Source organism: Acinetobacter pittii (genome assembly GCF_022449185.1).
In the GTDB taxonomy this organism is placed as follows: domain Bacteria; phylum Pseudomonadota; class Gammaproteobacteria; order Pseudomonadales; family Moraxellaceae; genus Acinetobacter; species Acinetobacter pittii_I.
In genome coordinates this window covers 294,267-316,867 of the sequence record NZ_JAKUKO010000002.1, presented here as the reverse complement: position 1 = coordinate 316,867, position 22,601 = coordinate 294,267, and the positions used below count along the sequence as shown (strand labels likewise).

The 22,601-nt window shown below is 38.8% G+C and carries 21 protein-coding genes, 2 tRNA genes and 2 pseudogenes; 12 read left to right on the top strand and 13 right to left on the bottom strand.

The features are described 5' to 3' along the window. Nucleotides 1–23: 23 nt before the first annotated feature. The 5 genes and pseudogenes from MKX14_RS07495 to MKX14_RS07475 all read right to left on the bottom strand — a co-directional run bounded on the left by MKX14_RS07495 (nt 24) and on the right by MKX14_RS07475 (nt 2,191). A complete protein-coding gene (locus MKX14_RS07495; RefSeq protein WP_345892610.1) occupies nt 24–416 on the bottom strand; it encodes a cation efflux protein, CzcI-like in 393 nt (130 codons plus the stop codon). Nucleotides 417–615: 199 nt separating this feature from the next. Next, nucleotides 616–789 carry a hypothetical protein gene (locus tag MKX14_RS07490; protein WP_240282171.1) on the bottom strand — a complete coding sequence of 58 codons (174 nt, stop codon included), beginning with the start codon at nt 787–789 and terminating at the stop codon, nt 616–618. A 144-nt stretch (nt 790–933) separates the two neighbouring features. Next, nucleotides 934–1,551, bottom strand: a pseudogene (czcN, locus tag MKX14_RS07485) (methyltransferase family protein). Next, nucleotides 1,542–1,736: a hypothetical protein gene (locus tag MKX14_RS07480; RefSeq protein WP_240282170.1), complete on the bottom strand. Its 195-nt coding sequence runs from the start codon at nt 1,734–1,736 to the stop codon at nt 1,542–1,544. Before MKX14_RS07480 ends, czcN begins: the two are co-directional and overlap by 10 nt. Nucleotides 1,737–1,792: 56 nt before the next feature. Further along, the gene (locus MKX14_RS07475; RefSeq protein ID WP_240282254.1) at nt 1,793–2,191 is read right to left on the bottom strand and encodes a cation efflux protein, CzcI-like; all 399 of its coding nucleotides are present in this window, start codon (nt 2,189–2,191) and stop codon (nt 1,793–1,795) included. Between the two features lie 149 nt (nt 2,192–2,340). On the opposite strand from MKX14_RS07475, the pseudogene MKX14_RS07470 reads away from it, so the two are divergent. Then, nucleotides 2,341–2,897 (top strand): annotated as a pseudogene (locus MKX14_RS07470) (hypothetical protein). Nucleotides 2,898–3,001: 104 nt separating this feature from the next. On the opposite strand, the gene MKX14_RS07465 reads toward MKX14_RS07470, so the two are convergent. Beyond that, nucleotides 3,002–3,595 (bottom strand): hypothetical protein, encoded by a 594-nt coding sequence (locus MKX14_RS07465; protein ID WP_060465011.1) that lies wholly within the window; start codon nt 3,593–3,595, stop codon nt 3,002–3,004. Between the two features lie 180 nt (nt 3,596–3,775). Further along, nucleotides 3,776–5,437: an energy-dependent translational throttle protein EttA gene (ettA, locus tag MKX14_RS07460; protein WP_005067029.1), complete on the bottom strand. Its 1,662-nt coding sequence runs from the start codon at nt 5,435–5,437 to the stop codon at nt 3,776–3,778. Nucleotides 5,438–5,732: 295 nt separating this feature from the next. On the opposite strand from ettA, the gene metY reads away from it, so the two are divergent. Continuing rightward, the gene (metY, locus tag MKX14_RS07455; RefSeq protein WP_240282169.1) at nt 5,733–7,010 is read left to right on the top strand and encodes an O-acetylhomoserine aminocarboxypropyltransferase/cysteine synthase family protein; all 1,278 of its coding nucleotides are present in this window, start codon (nt 5,733–5,735) and stop codon (nt 7,008–7,010) included. 119 nt (nt 7,011–7,129) lie between these two features. Here the strand turns inward: metY and MKX14_RS07450 are convergent, their stop codons facing one another. Next, nucleotides 7,130–8,077 carry a GlxA family transcriptional regulator gene (locus tag MKX14_RS07450; RefSeq protein WP_240282168.1) on the bottom strand — a complete coding sequence of 316 codons (948 nt, stop codon included), beginning with the start codon at nt 8,075–8,077 and terminating at the stop codon, nt 7,130–7,132. A 271-nt stretch (nt 8,078–8,348) separates the two neighbouring features. Here MKX14_RS07450 and MKX14_RS07445 point away from each other — a divergent pair, with 271 nt between their 5' ends. The 3 genes from MKX14_RS07445 to MKX14_RS07435 all read left to right on the top strand — a co-directional run bounded on the left by MKX14_RS07445 (nt 8,349) and on the right by MKX14_RS07435 (nt 10,280). Further along, nucleotides 8,349–8,684, top strand: coding sequence for a DUF3817 domain-containing protein (locus MKX14_RS07445; RefSeq protein WP_240282167.1), 336 nt, complete (start codon nt 8,349–8,351; stop codon nt 8,682–8,684). Further along, entirely contained in the window at nt 8,681–9,106 is a 426-nt protein-coding gene (locus MKX14_RS07440) for a CopD family protein (protein ID WP_240282166.1), read from the top strand. The genes MKX14_RS07445 and MKX14_RS07440 overlap by 4 nt, the downstream gene beginning before the upstream one ends. A gap of 283 nt (nt 9,107–9,389) precedes the next feature. After that, nucleotides 9,390–10,280, top strand: a complete 891-nt coding sequence (locus MKX14_RS07435) for an SDR family NAD(P)-dependent oxidoreductase (protein ID WP_002116932.1) — start codon at nt 9,390–9,392, stop codon at nt 10,278–10,280. A 67-nt stretch (nt 10,281–10,347) separates the two neighbouring features. Here MKX14_RS07435 and ychM read toward each other — a convergent pair whose 3' ends face one another. Next, entirely contained in the window at nt 10,348–12,534 is a 2,187-nt protein-coding gene (ychM, locus tag MKX14_RS07430) for a SulP family inorganic anion transporter (RefSeq protein WP_240282165.1), read from the bottom strand. Between the two features lie 295 nt (nt 12,535–12,829). Further along, a complete protein-coding gene (gene tex, locus MKX14_RS07425) occupies nt 12,830–15,178 on the bottom strand; it encodes a Tex family protein (RefSeq protein ID WP_002116875.1) in 2,349 nt (782 codons plus the stop codon). Between the two features lie 657 nt (nt 15,179–15,835). Here tex and ompR point away from each other — a divergent pair. From ompR to ypeA, 5 genes are all read left to right on the top strand, one after another. After that, nucleotides 15,836–16,600 carry a two-component system response regulator OmpR gene (gene ompR / locus MKX14_RS07420; RefSeq protein WP_000060753.1) on the top strand — a complete coding sequence of 255 codons (765 nt, stop codon included), beginning with the start codon at nt 15,836–15,838 and terminating at the stop codon, nt 16,598–16,600. 17 nt (nt 16,601–16,617) lie between these two features. Continuing rightward, on the top strand, nt 16,618–18,075 hold the full coding sequence (gene envZ, locus MKX14_RS07415) for an ATP-binding protein (RefSeq protein WP_002117035.1): 1,458 nt from the start codon (nt 16,618–16,620) through the stop codon (nt 18,073–18,075). A gap of 33 nt (nt 18,076–18,108) precedes the next feature. Next, nucleotides 18,109–18,231, top strand: coding sequence for a hypothetical protein (locus MKX14_RS07410; protein WP_078210314.1), 123 nt, complete (start codon nt 18,109–18,111; stop codon nt 18,229–18,231). Between the two features lie 35 nt (nt 18,232–18,266). Next, nucleotides 18,267–19,781, top strand: coding sequence for an acetyl-CoA hydrolase/transferase family protein (locus MKX14_RS07405; protein ID WP_002116671.1), 1,515 nt, complete (start codon nt 18,267–18,269; stop codon nt 19,779–19,781). A gap of 130 nt (nt 19,782–19,911) precedes the next feature. Continuing rightward, nucleotides 19,912–20,343, top strand: coding sequence for a GNAT family acetyltransferase (gene ypeA / locus MKX14_RS07400; protein ID WP_002116887.1), 432 nt, complete (start codon nt 19,912–19,914; stop codon nt 20,341–20,343). 169 nt (nt 20,344–20,512) lie between these two features. On the opposite strand, the gene MKX14_RS07395 is transcribed toward ypeA, so the two are convergent. From MKX14_RS07395 to MKX14_RS07385, 3 genes are all read right to left on the bottom strand, one after another. Further along, nucleotides 20,513–20,588, bottom strand: a tRNA-Phe gene (locus MKX14_RS07395). 126 nt (nt 20,589–20,714) lie between these two features. Then, nucleotides 20,715–20,790, bottom strand: a tRNA-Phe gene (locus MKX14_RS07390). Nucleotides 20,791–20,896: 106 nt separating this feature from the next. Further along, a complete protein-coding gene (locus MKX14_RS07385; RefSeq protein ID WP_002116928.1) occupies nt 20,897–21,280 on the bottom strand; it encodes a GNAT family N-acetyltransferase in 384 nt (127 codons plus the stop codon). A gap of 102 nt (nt 21,281–21,382) precedes the next feature. Between MKX14_RS07385 and hisB the strand changes: the two genes are divergently transcribed. Further along, nucleotides 21,383–21,976, top strand: a complete 594-nt coding sequence (hisB, locus tag MKX14_RS07380) for an imidazoleglycerol-phosphate dehydratase HisB (protein ID WP_002116767.1) — start codon at nt 21,383–21,385, stop codon at nt 21,974–21,976. Next, nucleotides 21,976–22,593, top strand: coding sequence for an imidazole glycerol phosphate synthase subunit HisH (hisH, locus tag MKX14_RS07375; RefSeq protein ID WP_002116911.1), 618 nt, complete (start codon nt 21,976–21,978; stop codon nt 22,591–22,593). Before hisB ends, hisH begins: the two co-directional genes overlap by 1 nt. Nucleotides 22,594–22,601 lie beyond the last annotated feature (8 nt).

The following is a 22,601-nucleotide window of genomic DNA, read 5'->3' as shown; positions in this document are numbered from 1 at the left end:
GGGCTAATTTTCGGCTACCCCACCTATAGCAGGGTTAAAACAGGAGGCGGGTCTTGTTTAGAAATATGAGGGGACTTATAAGAATTAGACCAATAATATTGTTGTTTTGGCTCAGATGACTGTATTAACGGTGAAACAAGCTTTTCTTGTGCTTCTACAATCACAACATGAAAACATGAAGGTAAATGGTCATGATGATCAGACAAGGTTAAAGGAGCTTTATGAGTCCCTGCGATCTCTGTCTTTTCCGTATGGCTATGCTGTGAAGCTTCATAACTCAACGCTGCATGATGACCAAAATGATGTAATGCCTTTTCCTGATTTTCATGGGCGCAAAATGCTGCTGCCACATTCCATAAACTTTGGAATATAAGCAAACAGAATAAGACGGACATGAAAAGTGCAGAACGTGGCAACAGCACACCATTAAACTAAGAAGTTGAACAAAGCCACTATAGCAGGCCGTGGGCATGTAATAAAATTACATCTATAAGTAACAGTATAGAAGCGATCCTAACCTCGCCTGAGTAAAGATAAGAATAAATCATTAAGAATCTTTATCTTTACTCATAGGAAACTAATTATTAATTAATTAGTTTCCTACAAAATAAAAAATTATTTACGCTTACAAGTTAAATGAGGATTCTTTCTTTTTTCAGCTTTAGCTTTCGTTTCTTGCTGAGACTTAATATTCTTTTCGAGGAAAATTAACCCTCCATCAGCATGAGCCAAACTTGTTGAAAGAAGTAAAACCATCAAAACCGATTTTGTATTTAGTTTAATAGACATAATAATCACCAGATCTAAATATTCCGAATCTATTTAAGGGCTTAGCCCAGAAATAAAATTAATTTTTCGCATGCCTTAGTTAAACAATTTAGGATAAATCTTCTGAGTCTCTAAGAAGCATGCGGATATACTTTCATTTCATTTTTAGAACCAACTAAACAATGAAGGGAGAACACCGTGCAGTCGTAACTCATCAAAAAGTTGGACTAAGGCCGCAACTCAGATAAACCACACCACCTGCGTCAAAAAAACACGGAAATGCTTCGGTGAAACCTGATAGAACTCAGGCTCTTTAAAATTTTTGAAACTTGGTAAAAAGCGTGGAATTGTCTTTATATAATCTGAATATGCAGTTCCATATTTTTCACTCAGGAATGCTTCTTCTTGGCGTATAACAAAATGGTAGTAACAGAGAAAATAAAGTGTGAATAATATTGGGAAGATAAACGTCTCTGTAATCAACATGATCCCGACTCCACCCAGATAACTAAACAGATAAAGTGGATTTCTACATAAAGAATAGGGACCGTCGGTTACTAACTTGGCATTCTTAAATCCAGAAATGTAAAGACTGCACCATATTCTTCCCATTACTCCGATGCCCACAAAAAACCATCCAAAGAACCATAAAATATGTTCTATAAATGTCGCCTGGAAATGCCATTTACTAAAACTTAAAGCAAGAATAATAGCTAAAATCAGCCCAATCACTCGGGAGCTCACAGTTCTAACACGGGGAGAAAATAAAATATTCATTTCCATAAACCTCCATCACTGTGAATCATCAGAGATGAGATAACCGATTCATTAAAATGATATTTTTGTTTTCCGGAAAAATTTGACAGAACCTTATATCCCGTCTTGTCATTAACATAAAGACGTGAATGTTTAAGCGAGTAATCTACATAGAAGATTGCTGCGCTTTGTTTGCACATATAATTAAGCATAAAATAACCCTTTGAAATAAATAAATTTCTGGTGGGTTATTTTTCGGCTACCCCACCTATAGCAGGGTTAAGACAGGAGGAGGATTTAAAGAGCCAAGATACGGAGACTGATAAGAATTAGACCAGTAATAGATTTGTGAAAGCTCATGTACACGCACAAAAGGTTCTTGAGCTTGTTGTGCATTTTCAGTCATCACTACATGAAAACATGAAGGTAAATGATCGTGATGATCTTGCCAGCTTAATGGAGCATTCTCAGAATTTTCTACAATACCCACATGTTCAGTCTGTATATGGTCTGAAGATTGATATACATTTAAATCTGCATGATGACCGAAATGTTGTAATGCCTTTTCCTGATTTTTATGCACGCAAAATGCCGCTGCCACATTCCATAAGCTTTGGAATATAAGCAAACTAAACAAGACGGACATAAAAACTGTAGAACGTGGCAACGGTACACCATGTACAGTAAATTGCACTAAGTCACTATAGCAAGCGATACCAATGTAATAAAATTACAAAATGATTTTTGGTTAATTTATCGCTGTTTTAAAAAAGTTTTTTCTTTAGAAAAATTAATTTCCTGTTTTGAGTTGCTGCAATGCATAAAGTATTTTCCACCCTCCTCGTTGTCGTCTGTTTAAATTTGAGTGCTTGTGCCACGACATTGCTTTCAGAAGCCTTACCTAGCGAAACCACAAGAACCGAGAAATTCATTTTAGCAAAAGATCAAATCATTGCTTTAGGACAAGCTGTTCAAAACCAGCAAGAACAAGGGATCATCTTTGTAGGCAAAGACTATAATTATTTAATGACCGAGGGAAGCGTTGAGCTATCAAAACTTCTTCATGCAATCCCAGCAGACCAACGAAGTCTGACCAGTCCATCCCCACTGGTACTGACCATGGATGATCCCAATCATTTTCATGGTGTTTTACAAATACGCTATAACACGCGTATGGTTGATTTAAATGACTCGCAAAAAAATTTAGTCAACCTTATCCAATTATCCTGCAACAGGAAAATAAAATTACCAAAAAACATCCTTTGAAAAAGGCAACCCGTATGGTGCTCTATCCATTTGCCATGACCTTCGACGTGATTACGGTCGTTCCATCACTGATGTGGGCTGATTTACGAGGCGAATTTAGTAATTAATATTTCCAAATCCTTAAATAAAAAACCAGCCCTTAGGCTGGTTTTTAAATAAAAATCAACTAGCAATATATTATTCCAAATGACTTATTTATCTAATCTAGGATTTATTGCTGTTTTTGCAGATCAGAAGAGAAACGAATTACAACATCATCAACAACTTTATTAAATGCTTGATTGATCGACATTGGCTGCACATTCTCAATAGGCGCTTTTTTATTTCCAACGGTTGTTAAAATCATATGTGGGTAACGTTGAGAAGTTTCTTTACCTTGAGCATCAACATAATTAAATTTAAACTCATATTTATCAGCAATCGCATTACCAACAGCCCCAAAAGTCAAACCAGTTAAAACTCCTTTACCTGCAGCTTCACCCAAATCGGCCACATTATTCGCAGTTAAATGTAATTGTGCCTGCTTCTCGCCATTCGACTGAGTTGTTGGAGAAAATACGCCCGTTGCTCTTAAACTACGCTCAACTGCAGATTGTAGTTCTTTACCTGCTTTTGGAATAACCTCTCCATTCCTCTGAAACTCAGTAGTTAAAACCACTGGAATAGGTTGAGCTGGTCTTTTAATTTCCGAATAAGTGACAGACTTATAAGCAGGATCAACATACGATTTTACTGAAAGACATCCAGTAAGTTGTGTAGCTACAGCTACCCCTAAAGCAATAGTATAAAGTTTAATTTTTTTCATGATTTTCCAAAGAGGTATATTTACCTTTTAATAAATTGAGACACAATATTAATCTTAATAAATTAAAAATATAAGTATAAATTCAATCACTTTAGAGATTTTTAATTTCTCATTTCTTAATATTTTTGAATAGGAAATAAAAAAACCAGCCTTTAGGCTGGTTTTTTAAATTAACAGAGATTATCCGCTAATTTTTTTGTATTTAGTACGTTTTTGAACAGCATCTTCACCTAAACGTGACTGACGGTATGCTTCATATTCTGCATAGTTACCTGTGTAGAATTCTGGCTGTTCATTTTCAAATGACAAGATGTGTGTCGCGATACGGTCAAGGAACCAACGGTCATGCGATACCACCATTACTGTACCTGGGAATACAAGAATTGCATCCTCAAGCGCACGTAAAGTTTCAATATCCAAGTCGTTTGATGGCTCATCCAGTAAGATAACGTTTGCACCTTGCTGTAAAATTTTCGCAAGTTGTAAACGGTTGCGCTCACCACCAGACAATTCGCCTACGCGTTTTTGCTGATCTTGACCTTTGAAGTTAAAGCGGCCGATATAAGCACGTGAAGCAATTTCATAATCGCCCACTTTCAAGATATCTAAACCACCAGACACTTCTTCCCAAACAGTTTTGTTATTGTCTAGAGTGTCGCGAATCTGACCCACGTAAGCCACTTTAACTGACTCACCTAAAGTCACAGTACCTGTATCAGGTTGCTGTTCGCCAGTCATCATACGGAATAAAGTCGTTTTACCCGCACCGTTTGGACCAACGATACCTACAATAGCTGTTGGAGGTACAGTAAACGATAAGTTTTCGTACAATACGCGGCCGTCAAATGATTTGCTGATACCTTCCACTTCCACAACTTTATTACCCAAGCGAGGGCCAGGTGGAATGTAGATTTCAGACGTTTCATTACGTTGCTGGAATTCTTTAGAGTTAAGCTCTTCAAAACGCTCCATACGCGCTTTGTTTTTCTTTTGCTGACCTTTCGCATTTGAACGAACCCATTCAAGTTCTTTTTTCAATGCTTTAGCAAAAGATTCTTCTTGTTTCTGCTCTTGTTCTAAACGAGCATTTTTTTGCTCTAACCAAGAAGAATAGTTACCTTGGTAAGGAATGCCATGTCCACGGTCAAGCTCCAATATCCACTCGGCAACGTTATCTAAGAAATAACGGTCATGCGTAATCGCAACGATTGTGCCAGGGAAATCTTTCAAGAAGCGTTCTAACCAAGATACAGACTCTGCATCCAAATGGTTCGTCGGTTCGTCAAGAAGCAACATGTCTGGCTTTGAAAGCAATAAACGACAAAGTGCTACACGACGGCGTTCACCACCTGAAAGCTTAGTTACATCTGCATCCCAAGCTGGAAGGTTCAAGGCATCTGCCGCGATTTCAAGCTGGTTATTTAAGTTATGTGCATCCCAAGCATGGATAATTGATTCTAATTTTTCCTGCTCTTTTGCAAGTGCATCAAAATCTGCATCCGGATCTGCATATTCTGCAAAAACCTGATCAAGGCGCTCTAATGCATCTAAAGCTTCACGCACGCCATCTTCAACGTTACCACGAACGTCTTTAGTCGGATCAAGAGGTGGCTCTTGCTCTAAATAGCCGATTTTAATTCCAGGTTGTGCACGAGCTTCACCAGAGAAATCTTTATCTACGCCAGCCATAATACGAAGCAAGGTAGATTTACCTGCACCGTTCAAACCGAGCACACCAATTTTGGCACCCGGGAAAAATGATAAAGAGATGTCTTTCAAGATTTCGCGCTTTGGCGGAACCATCTTAGACACTCGGTTCATCGTATAAATATATTGGGCCACGCAGGACTCCTCAATTGAAAAACCAATACATCGCATAAGCGATAAATAATCGCGCGTATTATACGCTGAAAACATCGATGACTTGAAGTTATGATTTCCATCGTACGGATTTATCAAACAATTTTCTTTTTCAATAAGTTGCAAAATGTTTATGGATAAGATTTGTACAGCATTTCAGCGTATATTTTTCTATCTTTATTCCTAAAATTAGAAAACAAACCAGAATTTTTGCAATTTTCTATTTAATTTTTAGGCTAGACTCACTCAATATTTAACTCACGAAGATGAAGTAATCATGACTTATAAAGATGAAACCTTAGCCATTCATGCAGGCTACACTCCAGAAGCAACAACAAAAGCGGTTGCGGTCCCTATTTATCAAACCACATCATATGCATTTGACAATACACAACACGGCGCTGATCTTTTCGATTTAAAAGTTCAAGGCAATATTTATACCCGTATTATGAACCCAACTACCGCTGTGCTTGAGCAACGTCTTGCTGCACTCGAAGGAGGAATTGGTGCTTTAGCCTTGGCTTCTGGAATGGCAGCGATTACCTATGCCATCCAGACGATTACAGAAGCAGGAGACAACATTGCCTCCGTCTCAACCTTATATGGCGGAACTTATAATTTATTTGCCCACACCTTACCAAAACAAGGCATTGAAGTTCGCTTTTTTGATTATCAACAACCTCAAAACTTACGAAATTTAATTGATGATAAAACTAAACTTGTTTTTGTTGAGTCGATTGGGAATCCACTCGGAAATATTATCGATTTAGAAGCAATTTCAAAAATCGCACATGAATATGGCGTACCTGTCATCGTCGATAATACGGTTGCCACCCCTGCCTTATTAAAACCATTTCAATATGGCGCCGATATCGTTATTCATTCTCTTACCAAATATATTGGTGGACATGGTAATAGCATTGGTGGCGCGATTATCGATAGCGGCAAATTCCCGTGGGCTAAATACCCAGAGCGTTTTAAAGTTTTGAACACGCCAGACCCAAGTTATCATGGGGTTAATTATGTCGAAGCATTGGGTGAGGCTGCCTATATAGCACGAGCTCGCGTTGTACCATTGCGTAATACAGGCGCTGCAATTAGCCCACTGAGCGTTTTCTTAATTTTACAAGGTTTAGAAACTCTAAACCTCCGCATGGAGCGTCATACTGAAAATGCGCAAAAAATTGCGGAATATTTACAGTCTCATCCAAAAGTAAAATGGGTGAATTACGCAGGTTTAAAAGATCATCCACAGCACCAGCTTGCTCAAAAATATGTAAAAGGTAAACCTTCTGCAATTTTATCTTTCGGAGTGCAAGATGGGCGTGAAGGCGGTACTCGATTCATTGATGCACTTCAGCTATTTACTCGTCTTGTAAACATTGGTGATGCGAAAAGTTTGGCTTGCCACCCTGCAACTACAACTCACCGTCAGCTCAATGAGCAAGAACTTAAATCTGCCGGTGTAAGTGAAGATATGGTTCGTCTTTCCATTGGAATTGAGCATATTGATGACTTAATTGCCGATTTAGACCAAGCACTTTCAGCTGTATAAATTTTAAACTATTCATCAAGCCTCTGGAAATAGAGGCTTTTTTATGGCTATATTAAATTCAATTTAAATCTATATTCACTTGAAACAGCTAATTGATCTATTCATACAAAACAATTAATTCAAGATGAAAGATAAGAAATAAATTTAGCCCGATAGGTGCTAGGACTAACACCTACACTATTTTTAAATCGAGTTCGAAAAGTGACAGGAGAATTAAAACCACAGCATATGGCAATTTCTTCAATCGACTGTGAAGAAGTTTCAAGTAATTCCCGAGCCCGTTGTATGCGCATGGTGAGCAACCACTGTAATGGTGTAGTTCCAATCTGTTCACGGAAACGACGGGCAAATGTTCTTGGGCTCATATTTGCTTTACAAGCAAGTAATTTAATATCAATTTCGTCATCCAGATGAGTGTTCATCCACTCCAATAGCATCGCTAAGCTATCACGTGTCTCTGGTATTTCATATTGGATAAACTGCGCTTGTCCCCCATCACGATTTAATGGAGCGACAGCAAGCTTTGCAGCCTGAGCAGCCACGCTTTGTCCATAATCCCGACGCACAAGATGTAAACACATATCCAATCCGGATGAAGCCCCTGCTGAAGTTATAAGACGCTCTTCATCAACGAATAATACTTTGGGTTCGACCTTAACCTTGGGATATCGAGTAGCCAGCTCCTCTGCAAGAATCCAATGGGTAGTGGCCCGATATCCATCAAGAAGACCCGTTTCTGCTAAAACAAATGCTCCCGAACAAATTGAAGCAATTCTTGCTCCTTTTTGCCACGCTTTAAGAATTGCAGTTTTTACTTTGGGATTAAGGGGCTGTTTAGGATCTTTAATACCGGGAATAATAATGGTATCTGCATCAATAAGATGATCAAGCCCAAAATAAGCCTGAAGCGTAAATGCTCCTGTATTTACATAGTCAGCTTCACCACAAACTTTTACACAATAGCCCGTTTCACCATTTAATAACCGTACAAAACCAAAGGCTTCGCATGGAATACCCAAATCAAATGGAATGAAATTATGCAAAGCTAAAATGGCTACCGTATGCATTGGTGAGAGCTCAATTAAAAACTTTTCCTATTTTGGCAGAAATCAAATTGGCAGTAAATGAACGGTTATTGTCATTTCTGCCACTTATAATAAAAGTCTAATACCTGACAGAATGATTTAGAAAAGTTTTTTATGTCAAAACCAAGAATGGAATCACTATTCTTTCAGTTCAGCTTGTCTATTTTCAAAATATAGAATGAATAGCTATCTAACCCCATTCTTATTAATGACAAATTAAATCTTCAAATGGGCTAAATATGGATCAATAAATATGCTTAATCCAAAAACACTCAATATTAATCAATTTCAAAAATTGAAATTTTTTTCATTATTAGAGACAGTTTCTCTGCTGTTATTGGTTGTTGTTGCAGTGCCTTTAAAATATTTCAATGGATGGGATACAGGCGTTCATTTTATGGGGCCTATCCACGGACTTACATTTTTTACTTATATATGGTTCGCGGTACAAATGTTAGCAGAGAGCAAATGGACACCATTAGAACTATTAAGATTAGTGGTAGTTACCCTTATTCCGTTCGGCGTTTACTTTAATCTATCATTTATAAAAAATAAAATGACTAATTTAGACGAAGCTCAATCATCATGATCGAGCTTTTTACGACATTAAATCCGTGGCTTAAAGCTATACATATAATCTCAATGACTATTTTTATAAGTGGCGTTCTTGCGGCTTCGTTTTCATTTAAAATAGATCTGGATATTACTGAAAATATCCATATTCCTGTTTGGGCTCAGCGTGAATACCGATGGGATCAAACTATGACGACCCCGGCGCTCTTTATTACTTTTGCTTCTGGTTTAATATTAGCAATTCATGGTCAATGGTTCAGCTCAAAGTGGTTACCTGCAAAAATTGTATTTGTACTTATTTTGGCAGGTATTCACGGGTTTCAAGCTAAGCTTTTACGGCAGATCGCAAATGGTATAAATGTAAGAAAAAAACAAGCTATCTTGATTACACTGATCTGTACTATTTCAATTATTATCCTTGCTGTCATTAAACCATAATTTACTATATCTTCTTTGAATCAATGAAAATCTATTGAACAATTATTATATTATTCAGAAGATTAGAATAAAGAATAGAATATTGTAATACCAAAACCTTCACTTTAGAGTTTTTACTCTAAATAAATTGTTAAATTTCATATATTTACACACTAGACAATTTTTAAACATCTATTAAGATAAGGACAATATTTATGAGTTCATCTGGATGAACCTACGGTTGTAAAAAATAAAAATTACATACCGGAATAAATAGTCCCTGCCCCTACTTAGGTAAAATGCTGTGAATAAAAAATTAGAAGCTCTGTTCCAGGAAAAGGTACAAGATAAAGTCATTTTAGTGACAGGCGCCTCGAGTGGAATCGGATTAACGATTTCAAACAAACTTGCTGATGCTGGTGCACATGTTCTGCTGGTTGCCCGTACTCAAGAAACTTTGGAAGAAGTAAAAGCAGATATCGAAAAACGTGGCGGTAAGGCATCAATTTTCCCTTGTGATCTTAACGATATGGAAATGATTGACCAAGTATCTAAAGAAATTTTAGCGACTGTTGATCACATTGATATTTTAATTAATAACGCAGGTCGCTCTATTCGCCGTGCTGTACATGAGTCTTATGATCGTTTTCATGACTTTGAACGCACTATGCAATTAAATTATTTTGGCGCGGTTCGCCTAGTTCTCAATATCTTGCCGCATATGATTCAGCGTAAAGACGGTCAAATCATTAACATTAGCTCGATTGGTGTGTTAGCAAACGCTACTCGCTTCTCTGCATATGTCGCCTCTAAAGCCGCTCTTGATGCATTTAGCCGCTGCCTATCTGCCGAAGTTCATGCACACAAAATCGCAATTACTTCAATTTATATGCCATTGGTTCGTACCCCAATGATTGCACCAACTAAAATTTATAAATATGTTCCAACCCTTTCACCTGAGCAGGCTGCTGACTTAATTGCTTATGCAATTGTAAAACGTCCAAAACGTATGGCAACCAACTTAGGTCGCTTAGCTTCAATGACTTATTCTGTAGCGCCAGGCATCAATAATATGTTTATGTCGATTGGTTTCCGTTTATTCCCGAGTTCAGATGCAGCGAAGGGACAAAAAACTGAGAAATTAAACTGGGCACAAAAAGCTTATGCACGCATTTTCCCTGGTGAACACTGGTAATTTTGAGTTAATCGCATAACAAATAAAAAGCGCCTTAAATAAGGCGCTTTTTTAACTAAAAAACTGATCAATCAAGAAATTGAACGTGTCCTGTTTTTACATCGTAAATTGCACCTACAACTACAATCTCACCTCGCTCAACCATATCTTTGAGCACACTGCTGTTATTAATAATGTACTGGATGTTGTAGTGAACATTCATTGCTGTGACTTGACTAATAAAAGCATTACCTAATTCACGTGGCTGCATAATGTCATATACGCTATCAACCGAATGCATTAATGGTCCAAGCACATATTGAATGTGTGGCATTTCCTTCACATCAGACACTTGCTTTTGCTCTAAACGCAATTGACATGCACTCGTCACCGCACCGCAATCGGTATGTCCTAAAACAACGATGACTTTAGAACCTTTGGCCTGACATGCAAACTCAAGTGAACCCAATACTTTTTGCCCAGCAATATTACCTGCAATTCGTAAGCTAAACAGATCACCAATACCCACATCAAAAATCATCTCGGTGGGTGCACGTGAATCCATACAACCAAGAACTGCTGCAATCGGATGCTGTCCTTCATCTGCGGTCACACGAATTTGTCGGTAAATATCTCGTTGAAGGCGTTCATTTTTTACAAAACGTTCGTTCCCTTCTTTAAGTAGGTTAACGACCTGTTGTGGACTCAGCTTTTGTTGCAAATCATGTGTACTAATATCAATATCAAGTACCGCATCATCAACGTCTTGATAGTGCTGTTTGAACCCGACCAATTTAAGATTTACTTGGCGTTTAATAGCCGTTTCACTTTGATAATCTTGAATAACTTGATAGATATCAGGATCGATCGAATCACATTGGGTTGCATCAATAATGAGTTGTTGATGTTTATGCACATGTTCTAATGCCGAAATAAGTGCAGAACGGTTAAGAAAGGTGACTTGGGAAGGAAGCTCAATACGAGTCACTACGCCATGCAAACGCTTCTCTCTATAAACACGAATACCTTTATTAAAATTGCCATAGAGAATAAAAGCACTACTGGTGAACAGACCAATTAAAATTCCCATTAAAAGATCGGTCAGTAAAATTGCAACCAAGGTAATAATAAAAGGTAAAAACTGTTTCCAACCTTTTTGATAAAGCTGTTTGAATAGTTTTGGATGGGTAAGTTTAAAGCCTGTCACGATGAGGATCGCAGCCAATGCAGACAAAGGAATCATGTTCATTAATGGCACGAAGAATAAAACCGCTAACAGCAACAATACCCCATGAATAATGGTAGAGCACTTACTACGTGCGCCTGTATTTGCATTCACCGAACTACGTACAATCACTGAAGTCACGGGCATGCCACCTATTAAGCCCGAAACGATATTCCCTGTGCCTTGTGCCCAGAGTTCGCGATTAGGAGGAGAAGAGCGTTTTTGAGGATCGATTTTATCTGCTGCCTCTAAATTCAATAAGGTTTCTAAAGAGGCCACAACAGCCAGAGTAATTGCCCCTGTGTAAATCATAGGCTCAGCTAAATAGCTAAAATCAGGGAAAATTAATACTTTTTCGGGTGCCTGTAATATATTCGGCAATTGAATGAGGTTATCAATTTGTACTGCCCATGAAGAGCCCATACTCACTAAAATAAAATTTAAAACTGCTGCGAGCACAACCGCAATCAAAGCCGAAGGTAAAGCTAGTTTTTTAAGCGGACTGCTATCCCATGCTAAAATTAAGAATAGACTGAGCAAACCAATAAGTGCCGCTCCTCCATCAAAACGTTGAAGGAATGCATCTGGTGTTGAAGTCCAAACCTGTTTCCATGAAAAATCAGAAAGTCCAAACAGATAAGGTAATTGTGTGGCAATCAGGATGACACCAATAGCGGCTAATAACCCTAAAATGACATTATTTGGAATAAAGTTCGCAAAAAAACCTAACTTAAATAATCCAAATAGAATTTGTAGAACACCGGCAAAAATAATACATAATAAAAAGGCGGCATAATTGCCGCCTAATTGTTCTAACTGTACAAGGATGACAGCAGTCAGCCCTGCCGCTGGGCCTGCAACGCTAATGTGAGAACCACTTAGTAAACCCACAATAATGCCGCCCACAATACCTGCAATAATACCAGAGATGATGGGAGCACCTGAAGCTAAAGCAATACCCAAACACAGCGGTAATGCCACGAGGAATACGACAACTCCGGACAAGAGGTCTTTTAAATGAAATCTATTTTTCAGGTTTAAAACCGACATAAAACAACCATTTATAATAAAAAGAAATAAGCAAAGTTGTACTATTACAGCCTGAAAGAGAGTAAATGCTTCAAGGCTGGGCTGATGATGTCGGACAACTGAATATCATTAAAGTTTAGTTATGCTATAACGTTGTGTATTTAATTGTGTATTTAATAACGATTTGTTGATCTTAAGATTCACCTCATCTTTACGATTATTTTTTTCTTATTTTGCTTTTATATAGTTATTGAAAACATAATATTTAACCCATAAAAAAGCCTCCAATTGGAGGCCTTTTTATAACTAAAGACTCTTATTTAGAACCTTTAATTCCTGCTTGTAATAACAATGCACCTAAACCACCGATCTTTTGTTCTTGTGGTTTCTCTTGCTTGCTACGCTGAGGGCGTTCAGCTTGATCTTTACGCGGTTGAGGACGTTTACCTTGAGGCTTACGTTCAAAACGCTGTTCTGTATTTTGTTCACGGCGTGGTGGACGCTGTGCTTTTACAGGTGCAGAACCTTCAGCACGCATACTTAAGTTCACGCGGTTACGTTCAACATCAACCTGCATAACACGCACTTGTACGATCTGACCTGGTTTTACAACTTTATGCGGGTCAGAAACAAACTCATTCGCTAATTCCGAAATATGAACTAAACCATCTTGATGTACACCAATATCAACAAAGGCGCCAAAGTTTGTGACATTAGTAATCACACCCTCAAGTTGCATACCTTCAGTTAATTGACCAACTTCAGTGATATCTTCGCGGAATTTAGCTGTACGGAACTCTGGACGGGGGTCACGACCTGGTTTTTCAAGTTCAGCTAATACGTCTTGTACTGTTGGCAAACCGAATTTGTCATCAACAAATTCATCAGCTTTTACTTGGCGAATGATTTCGGTATTACCAATGATGTCTTTCACAGTTGTCGCTTTTGCTGCAACAATTTTCTCAACAAGACCATAACTCTCAGGGTGAACAGCAGAAGCATCTAAAGGTTCAGAACCATTTTGGATACGTAAGAAACCAGCCGCTTGTTCAAAAGTACGCTCGCCTAAACGTGGTACGCTTTTCAAAGCTTGACGGTTATCAAAACGACCATGCTCTTTGCGGTATTCAACAATTTGCTGAGCAATTGCTTTGTTTAAACCCGCAATATAAGCCAAGATTGCTGGTGAAGCGGTATTTACATCAACACCAACAGCATTCACACAGTCTTCAACTACCGCATCAAGTGTTTTAGCCAAACCAGTTTGATTTACGTCGTGTTGATATTGACCTACACCAATTGATTTCGGATCAATCTTAACGAGTTCAGCAAGTGGATCTTGTAAACGGCGAGCAATCGACACTGCTCCACGAATTGAAACATCAAGCTCTGGAAGTTCTGCCGCAGCAAGCTCACTTGCAGAGTAAACAGATGCACCCGCTTCACTTACAGTCACGCGTGTTAATTTGAGGTCTGTATTAGCAGCCATCATTTCAGCCACTACAGCTTCTGTTTCACGGCTAGCTGTACCATTACCAATAGCAATAAGCTCTACATTATATTCACGGCATAGACGTGCAAGCTCAGCAATAGAACCTTCTTTATCTTCTTTAGGCGCAAATGGATAGATCGTGCTGTGAGCAAGTACATCACCTGCATCGCTTACTACCGCAAGTTTCACACCAGTACGAATACCAGGGTCAACACCTAAAGTAGTACGACCACCTGCTGGCGCTGATAATAATAAATGACGAAGATTTTCAGCAAATACCTGCATTGCTTCTGCTTCGGCAGTAAGTCGCTTCTCTGTTAGCAATGAATGCTCGATTTGAGGACGAACTTTACCCAACCAGAATAATTTTGCAGTTTGTTTTAAGAAGTCCTGACGTGCTTGAGGTTGAATTTGCTCAAGGTTGTATTCAGTTTCAATACGCGCTAATGGTGCATCATCTTCACCATCAACTTTTAAACCTAATACATTTTCTTGACGCCCACGTAACATCGCCAATAAACGGTGTGAAGGTAATTTGTTTAAACCTTCAGAAAATTCAAAGTAATCGCGGAATTTTTTACCGACTTCTTTCTTTTCTTCAGAAGCAACTGTACTTTTTAAAACCGCAGTTTTTGCAAAAGTTGCTTTTAATTCTGTAGTAAGCGCAATATTTTGTGCCCAGTCATCAATCAGAATATGCTGGATCGCATCTAACTGACTTTCAACATCTGGATAGTCTTCATGACTAAAACCAGCCAATGCTTCTGTCGGGTCAACTTGTTCTGCAATAATTTTCTCAGCAATCGGTCCTAAACCTGCTTCTTTTGCTTTAAAAGACTTACTTGTACGCTTAGGACGATACGGTGCATAAATTTCTTCTAAAGCATTTTTTGTTTCGGCTGCATTCACCCGCGCCAACAAGTCATCATTCAATTTATTCTGTTCTTGCAATGACTGAATGACCTTTTCACGGCGCTCATATAAATCACGTAAATACGCTAAACGAGTATCTAATTGGCGTAACTGCGTATCATCTAAACCTTGTGTTACTTCTTTACGGTAACGGGCAATGAATGGAACACTGGCACCTTCGTCAATTAAGCGGATGGCAGCTTCTACTTGGTTTGGACGTACGGCAAGCTCACTTGCCAACTGCTGAACTAAGTCAGTCATCGTGTTTGATCCCACAAGGATAAAGTTTAAAAGCACTGATTATAAAGACCAAGCCCATAAAATCCACACTTGTTTGCGTATTCAAAACGTTTTTTTGTATTGACTCTGAATATTTATACTTTTTACGACTACTAGAGCACGTAAAAACAGTGGTTTAAGTATGAAAAAGTTAAGACTGAACCCTACCTTTTAATCTTTATAAAATATAAACGTATGACTTATGTCATGAACATGACAAAAAATTAATATAATTTATGAGAAATTGATCATATTGATACATAGCCCAAAAGACAAAAATATTAAGGTTGAGCACTACTTTATTCTTCTAATTTCTTATCTACTCAGTTTTTTGATCTTATTCAGCAATCAAAAGTCTATTATATTTATTTCAAATAACTGATTTGAAACAATTAGTTATTACTATTGAGTGATTAGAAATTTATTGAAAATTTAACTATTTGTTGTTTTAGGGCGGTCTTTGCTAAATTATGGGCTTAAGATGTTGTTTTTTGGTTTCAAACCACCTTGAAAATTGTAATTTTGAGCAAATTGATACATAGTCTAAACAAGAACATCGGCATTATACTGAGGGCTTGTTGGCAATAAGCCTATCCGACCCAATAATATATAAATTATGACTTTAAAAGGGAGTACATCATGAGTTTAGTTGTACCTGCTGAACATCCTGAAACCGTACACAACGAAACGGACCGTGTCGAACGTATTTTAGTGGTCGATGACGATGTGCGTTTACGTACCCTCTTGCAACGTTTTTTGGAAGATAAAGGCTTTGTTGTAAAAACTGCCCATGATGCTTCACAAATGGATCGTTTATTACAACGTGAGTTATTTTCACTTATCGTACTCGACTTTATGTTGCCAGTTGAAGATGGTTTGAGTATTTGCCGTCGTTTACGCCAATCAAATATTGATACGCCAATCATCATGCTCACAGCACGCGGTAGCGATTCAGACCGTATTGCTGGTCTTGAAGCTGGTGCAGATGACTACTTGCCAAAACCATTTAACCCAAATGAACTTTTAGCACGTATCCGTGCAGTATTACGTCGCCAAGTTCGTGAAGTTCCAGGCGCGCCAAGCCAACAAGTTGAAGTTGTAAGCTTTGGACCATGGTCTCTAGACTTATCAACTCGTACGCTGACACGTGAAGGACAAATCGTTACCTTAACAACTGGCGAATTTGCTGTATTAAAAGCATTGGTACAACACCCACGTGAACCATTAACACGCGATAAATTGATGAACTTAGCGCGTGGCCGTGAATGGGGTGCAATGGAACGTTCAATTGACGTTCAAGTTTCTCGTTTACGTCGTTTAATTGAAGATAACCCTGCACGTGCACGTTACATCCAAACTGTATGGGGTGTAGGCTATGTATTCGTTCCAGATGGTGCTGAATAAGCTTGAGATAAGATAGAGTGAGTTTAGAACCAATCGCCCCACAGAACTTTACCGATTACGTGACCTATTCAGAGCGTAAACGGACTCGATGGGAACGTTTTCTCGACAAAATAAAGCCACGTTCTGCTGCCATGCGTACCACTATTTTGGTACTGCTGGTGGTGTTCTTTAGCTTATTTATGTCGTTATGGTTCTTTTGGCGCACTCTTTATTTACCTGAAATTCAACAGCACGCCCGTTATCTTGCGGTCGAGCTTGAGCTCGTCAATAATCCTGATATACGAATTTTTCATCGTGAAAATGAAGTAGATATTGATGCGTGGTTGCGTAATCGAGTCGGTATTGAATACGTTACCAACCCCAAAGAATATCCAAGTGTCCGAGAAAAAGTCATTGCCGAGTTTTTTACCAATCACGTCGAAAAAAAGCTGGCAAATGAGATTGGGACTAAAGATGTTACCGTTTACTTCCAGTTCAAACCGAGCCCACGCATTTGGATTCAAACACCTGAAATGCATGGAAACTGGGTTCGAGAGCCTTTAAAAACCTATGCCAACTACAGTCCTGAACTTTTAGTGGGTTGGGTCGTGGGTGTTCCATTACTGTCGGCTATCATTATTTTAATTTTGGTTCGACAGATGAACCGCCCTCTGCGTCGTTTACAGAATGCTGCCAATGAATACAGTAAATCCGGAACAGCGCCGTACCTTGATACCAATCACGGTCCACTAGAAATTCGTCAAGTAAACCAAGCCTTTAATCGTATGGTCTATACACTCGATCAGACTGAGCGTGAACGACGTATTATGTTGGCAGGTATTTCACATGATTTACGTACCCCTCTTACACGCATACGTTTAACAGCAGAGATGCTGCCTGATGAGTTTTTGCGTGAAGGTTTGGTTTATGACGTAGATGATATGGATGCAATTCTTAATCAGTTCATTTCGTACATGCGCGATGGCTCAGATGAGGAGTTGAAAGACACCAATATCAACATGCTTTTACAAGAACTTGTTGTGCAATTTAAACCTCTCGATATTCAATTCGAGATGCAGGATGTACCTATTATTCCAGCACGTAGCCTTTCTTTAAAAAGATTGATTGCCAACTTGATTAATAATGCAAAACGCTATGGTGCTGAACCAATAGAGCTCAGTGCAAAAGTTGAAAATGAATCTATTTTAATTACTGTTGCTGATCATGGTGAAGGCATTCCGGCAGATCAAATTGAAGAGTTAATGCAACCTTTTGTTCGCGGAGACTCAGCAAGAACCATTCAAGGTAGTGGTCTTGGGCTGGCTATTGTTAAACGTATTGTCGATATTCATCATGGTGAGATTCAAATTCATAATCGTGAACAAGGTGGTTTAGAAGTTATTATTTCTTTGCCAATCCCAAAACCGAGTACCGAAGAAAATACCACGACGAATCCTTTGGAAAAAATAAAACAAACATTAAGTGAGCGCTTTTAATTTGATCAATCAGCAATTAAAAGCCTTGTTTTAATGATAAATAAAAGCAATAAAAATCAATTAAATAAAAACCATAAATATAATTTATACCGCCATTTATTTACAAAATTAGACCTTAGCCTAACACCTATGCACTTTTCAATTTTTCATAGCTAAAATCCCGTATGTTTTGACAATATTGAGGATGTCCAATGTCTTTAAGTCGTATTCGCCTAGCTTCTCTTCATGACAAGGTCATCAGTGCTGAACAAGCTGCGCAATTCATCGAAAATGGAATGACCGTTGGTATGAGTGGTTTTACTCGTGCCGGTGAAGCTAAAGCTGTTCCACAAGCACTTGTAGAGCATGCAAAGAAAAATCCGTTAAAAATCACGTTAATTACGGGTGCTAGCTTAGGTAATGACTTAGACAAACAACTCACGGAAGCAGGTGTTTTATCTCGTCGTATGCCATTTCAGGTAGACAACACTTTACGTCGTGCGATTAACAACGGCGAAGTTATGTTTATTGATCAACATTTATCAGAAACTGTTGAGCAAATGCGTAACCAGCAACTTAAACGTCCAGACGTTGCGGTTATTGAAGCAATTGCGATTACTGAAGATGGCGGTATTATTCCAACAACTTCTGTAGGTAACTCTGCAAGCTTTGCTATTTTTGCCGAAAAAGTTATTGTTGAAATCAACACATCTTTAAGCGAAAGCTTTGAAGGTTTGCATGACATCTATATTCCGACTTATCGTCCAACACGTACTCCAATCCCATTGACAAAAGTGGATGAGCGTATTGGTACAACGGCAATCCAAATCGATCCTGCAAAAATTGTAGGTATTGTATTTAACGATACACATGACTCACCATCAACAGTAACTCCTCCAGATGATGAGACTCAAGGCATTGCAAACCACTTAATTGCTTTCTTTAATAAAGAAGTTGCAGAAGGTCGTTTACCGAAAAACCTTGGTCCATTACAAGCAGGGATTGGCTCTATTGCCAACGCAGTACTAACAGGTTTAAAAGATTCTGATTTTGAAGACCTCATCATGTACTCAGAAGTACTACAAGACTGTACTTTTGAACTCATTGATGCAGGCAAAATGAAATTTGCTTCTGGTAGCTCAATTACCCTTTCTGCAAAATGTGGCGAAAAAGTTTTTGGTAATATCGAAGCTTACAAAGACAAATTAGTGCTTCGTCCACAAGAAATTTCTAACCATCCTGAATTGGTTCGTCGTTTAGGAATTATCGGCATTAACACTGCGCTTGAGTTTGATATTTACGGTAACGTGAACTCAACTCACGTGTGTGGTACCAAAATGATGAACGGTATCGGTGGTTCAGGTGACTTCGCTCGTAACGCTCACTTAGCGATCTTTGTGACCAAATCAATTGCTAAAGGCGGCGATATCTCTTCTATCGTGCCAATGGTAAGCCACGTTGACCACAGTGAACACGATGTTGATATTTTAGTGACAGAGCAAGGTTTAGCAGACTTACGCGGTTTAGCGCCTCGTGAACGCGCTCGCGCTATTATCGATAATTGTGTACACCCACTTTATCGTGATGCATTAAATGACTACTTTGACCGTGCATGTGCTAAAGGTGGACATACTCCTCACTTACTTCGTGAAGCATTGTCTTGGCATGCAAACTTCGAAGAAACAGGTCAAATGCTTCAAGCAGCACCAGTTGCAAAATCAGCTTAAATCACTGGTTTAATTCAAGCACTCCTTCGGGGGTGCTTTTTTATTTGTCTAAATTATTAATAAAAAACTGCTCAAGCCCAAATTTTTATTTTATCTTTTCAGCACATCAAAACAAAAAGTAGAAATCCATATGTTTATTATTCGTCAATTTACAAATGCAGATCTGGATGATGTCGTTATTTTATGGGAAAGCTGTGGTCTGACTCGTCCTTGGAATAATCCTGAAACCGATATTTTCAGAAAAGTCTCACAACAGGATGATTTGTTTTTAGTTGCTATTAAAGATGAGCAACTAATTGGCACGCTTATGGGCGGCTACGACGGCCATAGAGGCTGGATTAACTATCTGGCTGTTCACCCCCACCAACAACGCTTAGGAATCGCTACAGCGCTCGTTCAGCAGCTTGAGAAGCGCCTCATTGCTCGCGGCTGCCCAAAACTTCAATTATTAGTCCGTAAAGACAATTTGAATGTGTTGAACTTTTACGAACAGCTTGGCTATGACGAGGTAGAAGCAGTGTGCTTAGGAAAACGACTTATTCGTGATAGTTCTCACGATTAGAGACAAGTTTTCAGTTGAGCCATTTTTAGAAAGTTAAGGCAATATTGGGGATAACCCTCTTTGCTTGTGGATAAAATGAGATTTATACACAGGTAAGGTCGTAATATTTTTATTAAATAAACAGGCATGAAAAAAGCCCCATACATTATGTATGGGGCTTTTTCGAATATGGTGGCGAGACCCAGGATCGAACTGGGGACACACGGATTTTCAATCCGTTGCTCTACCTACTGAGCTATCACGCCAATGGCCTGTATTAAGCCGTATCTCAGAACAATAGTCAACAATTATCCTGAGTTTCTGATTTAAATGAGTATTTTTTATACTTAAAAAAAATCCCTGATGGGATCAGGGATTGAAAACACAAATAATGGTGGCGAGACCCAGGATCGAACTGGGGACACACGGATTTTCAATCCGTTGCTCTACCTACTGAGCTATCACGCCGAAGTGGGCGTATTAAACAATGTTTATAAGAAGACGTCAAGCAACTTCCGTGTTTTTTGTAACAAGTGATTATTTTTAAATCACAACCACAAAATAATAGAAGCTTTTAGTGATGTAGTTTACCAATGTGAGCCAAACAGCGATGAATCGCGCCACAACCTGGTTCAAAAGTTTTAACACCTTTTGACTCCTCTATGCGACAAGCTTCTTCAACTAAGCGCTCAGCTACCCCACGACCACGGTTAGCAGGATGCACAACAATGTATTCAAGAACCTTGCTTTCGCCTTGTCCTGAAGACCAAATTGCACCTATAATTTTGGTGTTAAATTCAGCAGTGTATAGCGTGGTATACTGTTGTAAATCTTGTTCAAGTTGTTCAATCGCATCGTGCCCGTCACCAAACTCCGGACTTGTATCATACAAACGCTCAAGCTGATCGCGGATCTCTGAATTATCTAGAGAACTATAAGCATGTACGGTAATAGGCATTGATTAACCCTCCTGAGCAAACTATGATGCTGTCACGAATTCGTCACAGCGAAATTGTCGTTAACATCCAATCATTTTTGACGTTTTTTGAGGAACGTGTCCATGACGCAACGTATCAGTGAAGTGGTTAGAAATACCAATGAAACCAAAATTCGAGTTCGTTTAAATCTCGACGGTACTGGTCAAGGCACGCTAAACACTGGAGTTCCATTTTTAGACCATATGATTGATCAAATCAAGCGACATGGCTTATTTGATATCGATATTCATTGTGACGGAGACCTCGAGATTGATGATCACCACACCGTAGAAGACTGTGGTATCACGCTTGGACAAGCTTTTGCACAAGCTTTAGGCGATAAAAAAGGTTTAAAACGCTATGGTCATTTTTATGCACCATTAGATGAAGCTTTATCTCGCGTTGTTGTAGATTTATCTGGTCGTCCGGGTTTATTCATGGATATTCCATTTACTCGTGCGCGCATCGGTACCTTTGATGTCGATTTATTTTCCGAGTTTTTCCAAGGTTTCGTAAACCATGCGCTTATGACCTTACACATCGATAACTTAAAAGGTAAAAATAGCCACCATCAAATCGAAAGTGTGTTCAAAGCACTTGCTCGTGCTTTACGTATGGCATGTGAAGTTGATCCACGTGCAGAAAACACGATTGCATCGACAAAAGGTAGCCTCTAATGACACGTATCGCGTTACTTGATTATGGCATGGGCAATCTACACTCAGCAGCTAAAGCACTTGAGCATGTGGGCGCTACAGTCGATGTGACCAATGATCCAAAGTTAATTGCACAAGCCGACAAAATTGTTTTTCCAGGCGTTGGTGCAATGCGTGACTGCATGCAAGGTATGCGTGAAGCAGGGATTGATGAAGTTGTACGTAAAGCTGCTTTTAATAAACCTGTTCTTGCGATTTGCGTAGGCATGCAAGCATTACTACAAAGCTCAGAAGAAAATGGCGGTGTAGACGCATTAGGTATTTTTGACGGCGTAGTAAAACATTTCCCTCAAATGGAAGGTTTAAAAGTACCACACATGGGCTGGAACCAAGTTCACCAAATGGACCCAAGCCATCCAATGTGGAACAACATCGAACAAGATGCTCGCTTCTACTTTGTACATAGCTACTATGTCGAACCAAAAGATGAAAGCGTTGTGGCTGCGACTTGTGAGTATGGTGTGAATTTCTGCACAGCAATTCATAAAGATAATTTATTCGCGACTCAATTCCACCCAGAGAAAAGTCATACTGCCGGTTTGCAGTTACTTAAAAACTTTGTGGAATGGAATATTTAAACTGATTT

What these genes read in the sequence shown, in the direction of transcription:
- MKX14_RS07490 (WP_240282171.1), bottom strand. Translation starts at nt 789, where the DNA reads ATGTCTATTAAACTAAATACAAAATCGGTTTTGATGGTTTTACTTCTT.
- MKX14_RS07480 (WP_240282170.1), bottom strand. Translation starts at nt 1,736, where the DNA reads ATGCTTAATTATATGTGCAAACAAAGCGCAGCAATCTTCTATGTAGAT.
- MKX14_RS07465 (WP_060465011.1), bottom strand. Translation starts at nt 3,595, where the DNA reads ATGAAAAAAATTAAACTTTATACTATTGCTTTAGGGGTAGCTGTAGCT.
- metY (WP_240282169.1), top strand. Translation starts at nt 5,733, where the DNA reads ATGACTTATAAAGATGAAACCTTAGCCATTCATGCAGGCTACACTCCA.
- MKX14_RS07450 (WP_240282168.1), bottom strand. Translation starts at nt 8,077, where the DNA reads ATGCATACGGTAGCCATTTTAGCTTTGCATAATTTCATTCCATTTGAT.
- MKX14_RS07445 (WP_240282167.1), top strand. Translation starts at nt 8,349, where the DNA reads ATGCTTAATCCAAAAACACTCAATATTAATCAATTTCAAAAATTGAAA.
- MKX14_RS07440 (WP_240282166.1), top strand. Translation starts at nt 8,681, where the DNA reads ATGATCGAGCTTTTTACGACATTAAATCCGTGGCTTAAAGCTATACAT.
- ychM (WP_240282165.1), bottom strand. Translation starts at nt 12,534, where the DNA reads ATGTCGGTTTTAAACCTGAAAAATAGATTTCATTTAAAAGACCTCTTG.
- tex (WP_002116875.1), bottom strand. Translation starts at nt 15,178, where the DNA reads ATGACTGACTTAGTTCAGCAGTTGGCAAGTGAGCTTGCCGTACGTCCA.
- ompR (WP_000060753.1), top strand. Translation starts at nt 15,836, where the DNA reads ATGAGTTTAGTTGTACCTGCTGAACATCCTGAAACCGTACACAACGAA.
- MKX14_RS07410 (WP_078210314.1), top strand. Translation starts at nt 18,109, where the DNA reads ATGATAAATAAAAGCAATAAAAATCAATTAAATAAAAACCATAAATAT.
- MKX14_RS07405 (WP_002116671.1), top strand. Translation starts at nt 18,267, where the DNA reads ATGTCTTTAAGTCGTATTCGCCTAGCTTCTCTTCATGACAAGGTCATC.
- ypeA (WP_002116887.1), top strand. Translation starts at nt 19,912, where the DNA reads ATGTTTATTATTCGTCAATTTACAAATGCAGATCTGGATGATGTCGTT.
- MKX14_RS07385 (WP_002116928.1), bottom strand. Translation starts at nt 21,280, where the DNA reads ATGCCTATTACCGTACATGCTTATAGTTCTCTAGATAATTCAGAGATC.
- hisB (WP_002116767.1), top strand. Translation starts at nt 21,383, where the DNA reads ATGACGCAACGTATCAGTGAAGTGGTTAGAAATACCAATGAAACCAAA.
- hisH (WP_002116911.1), top strand. Translation starts at nt 21,976, where the DNA reads ATGACACGTATCGCGTTACTTGATTATGGCATGGGCAATCTACACTCA.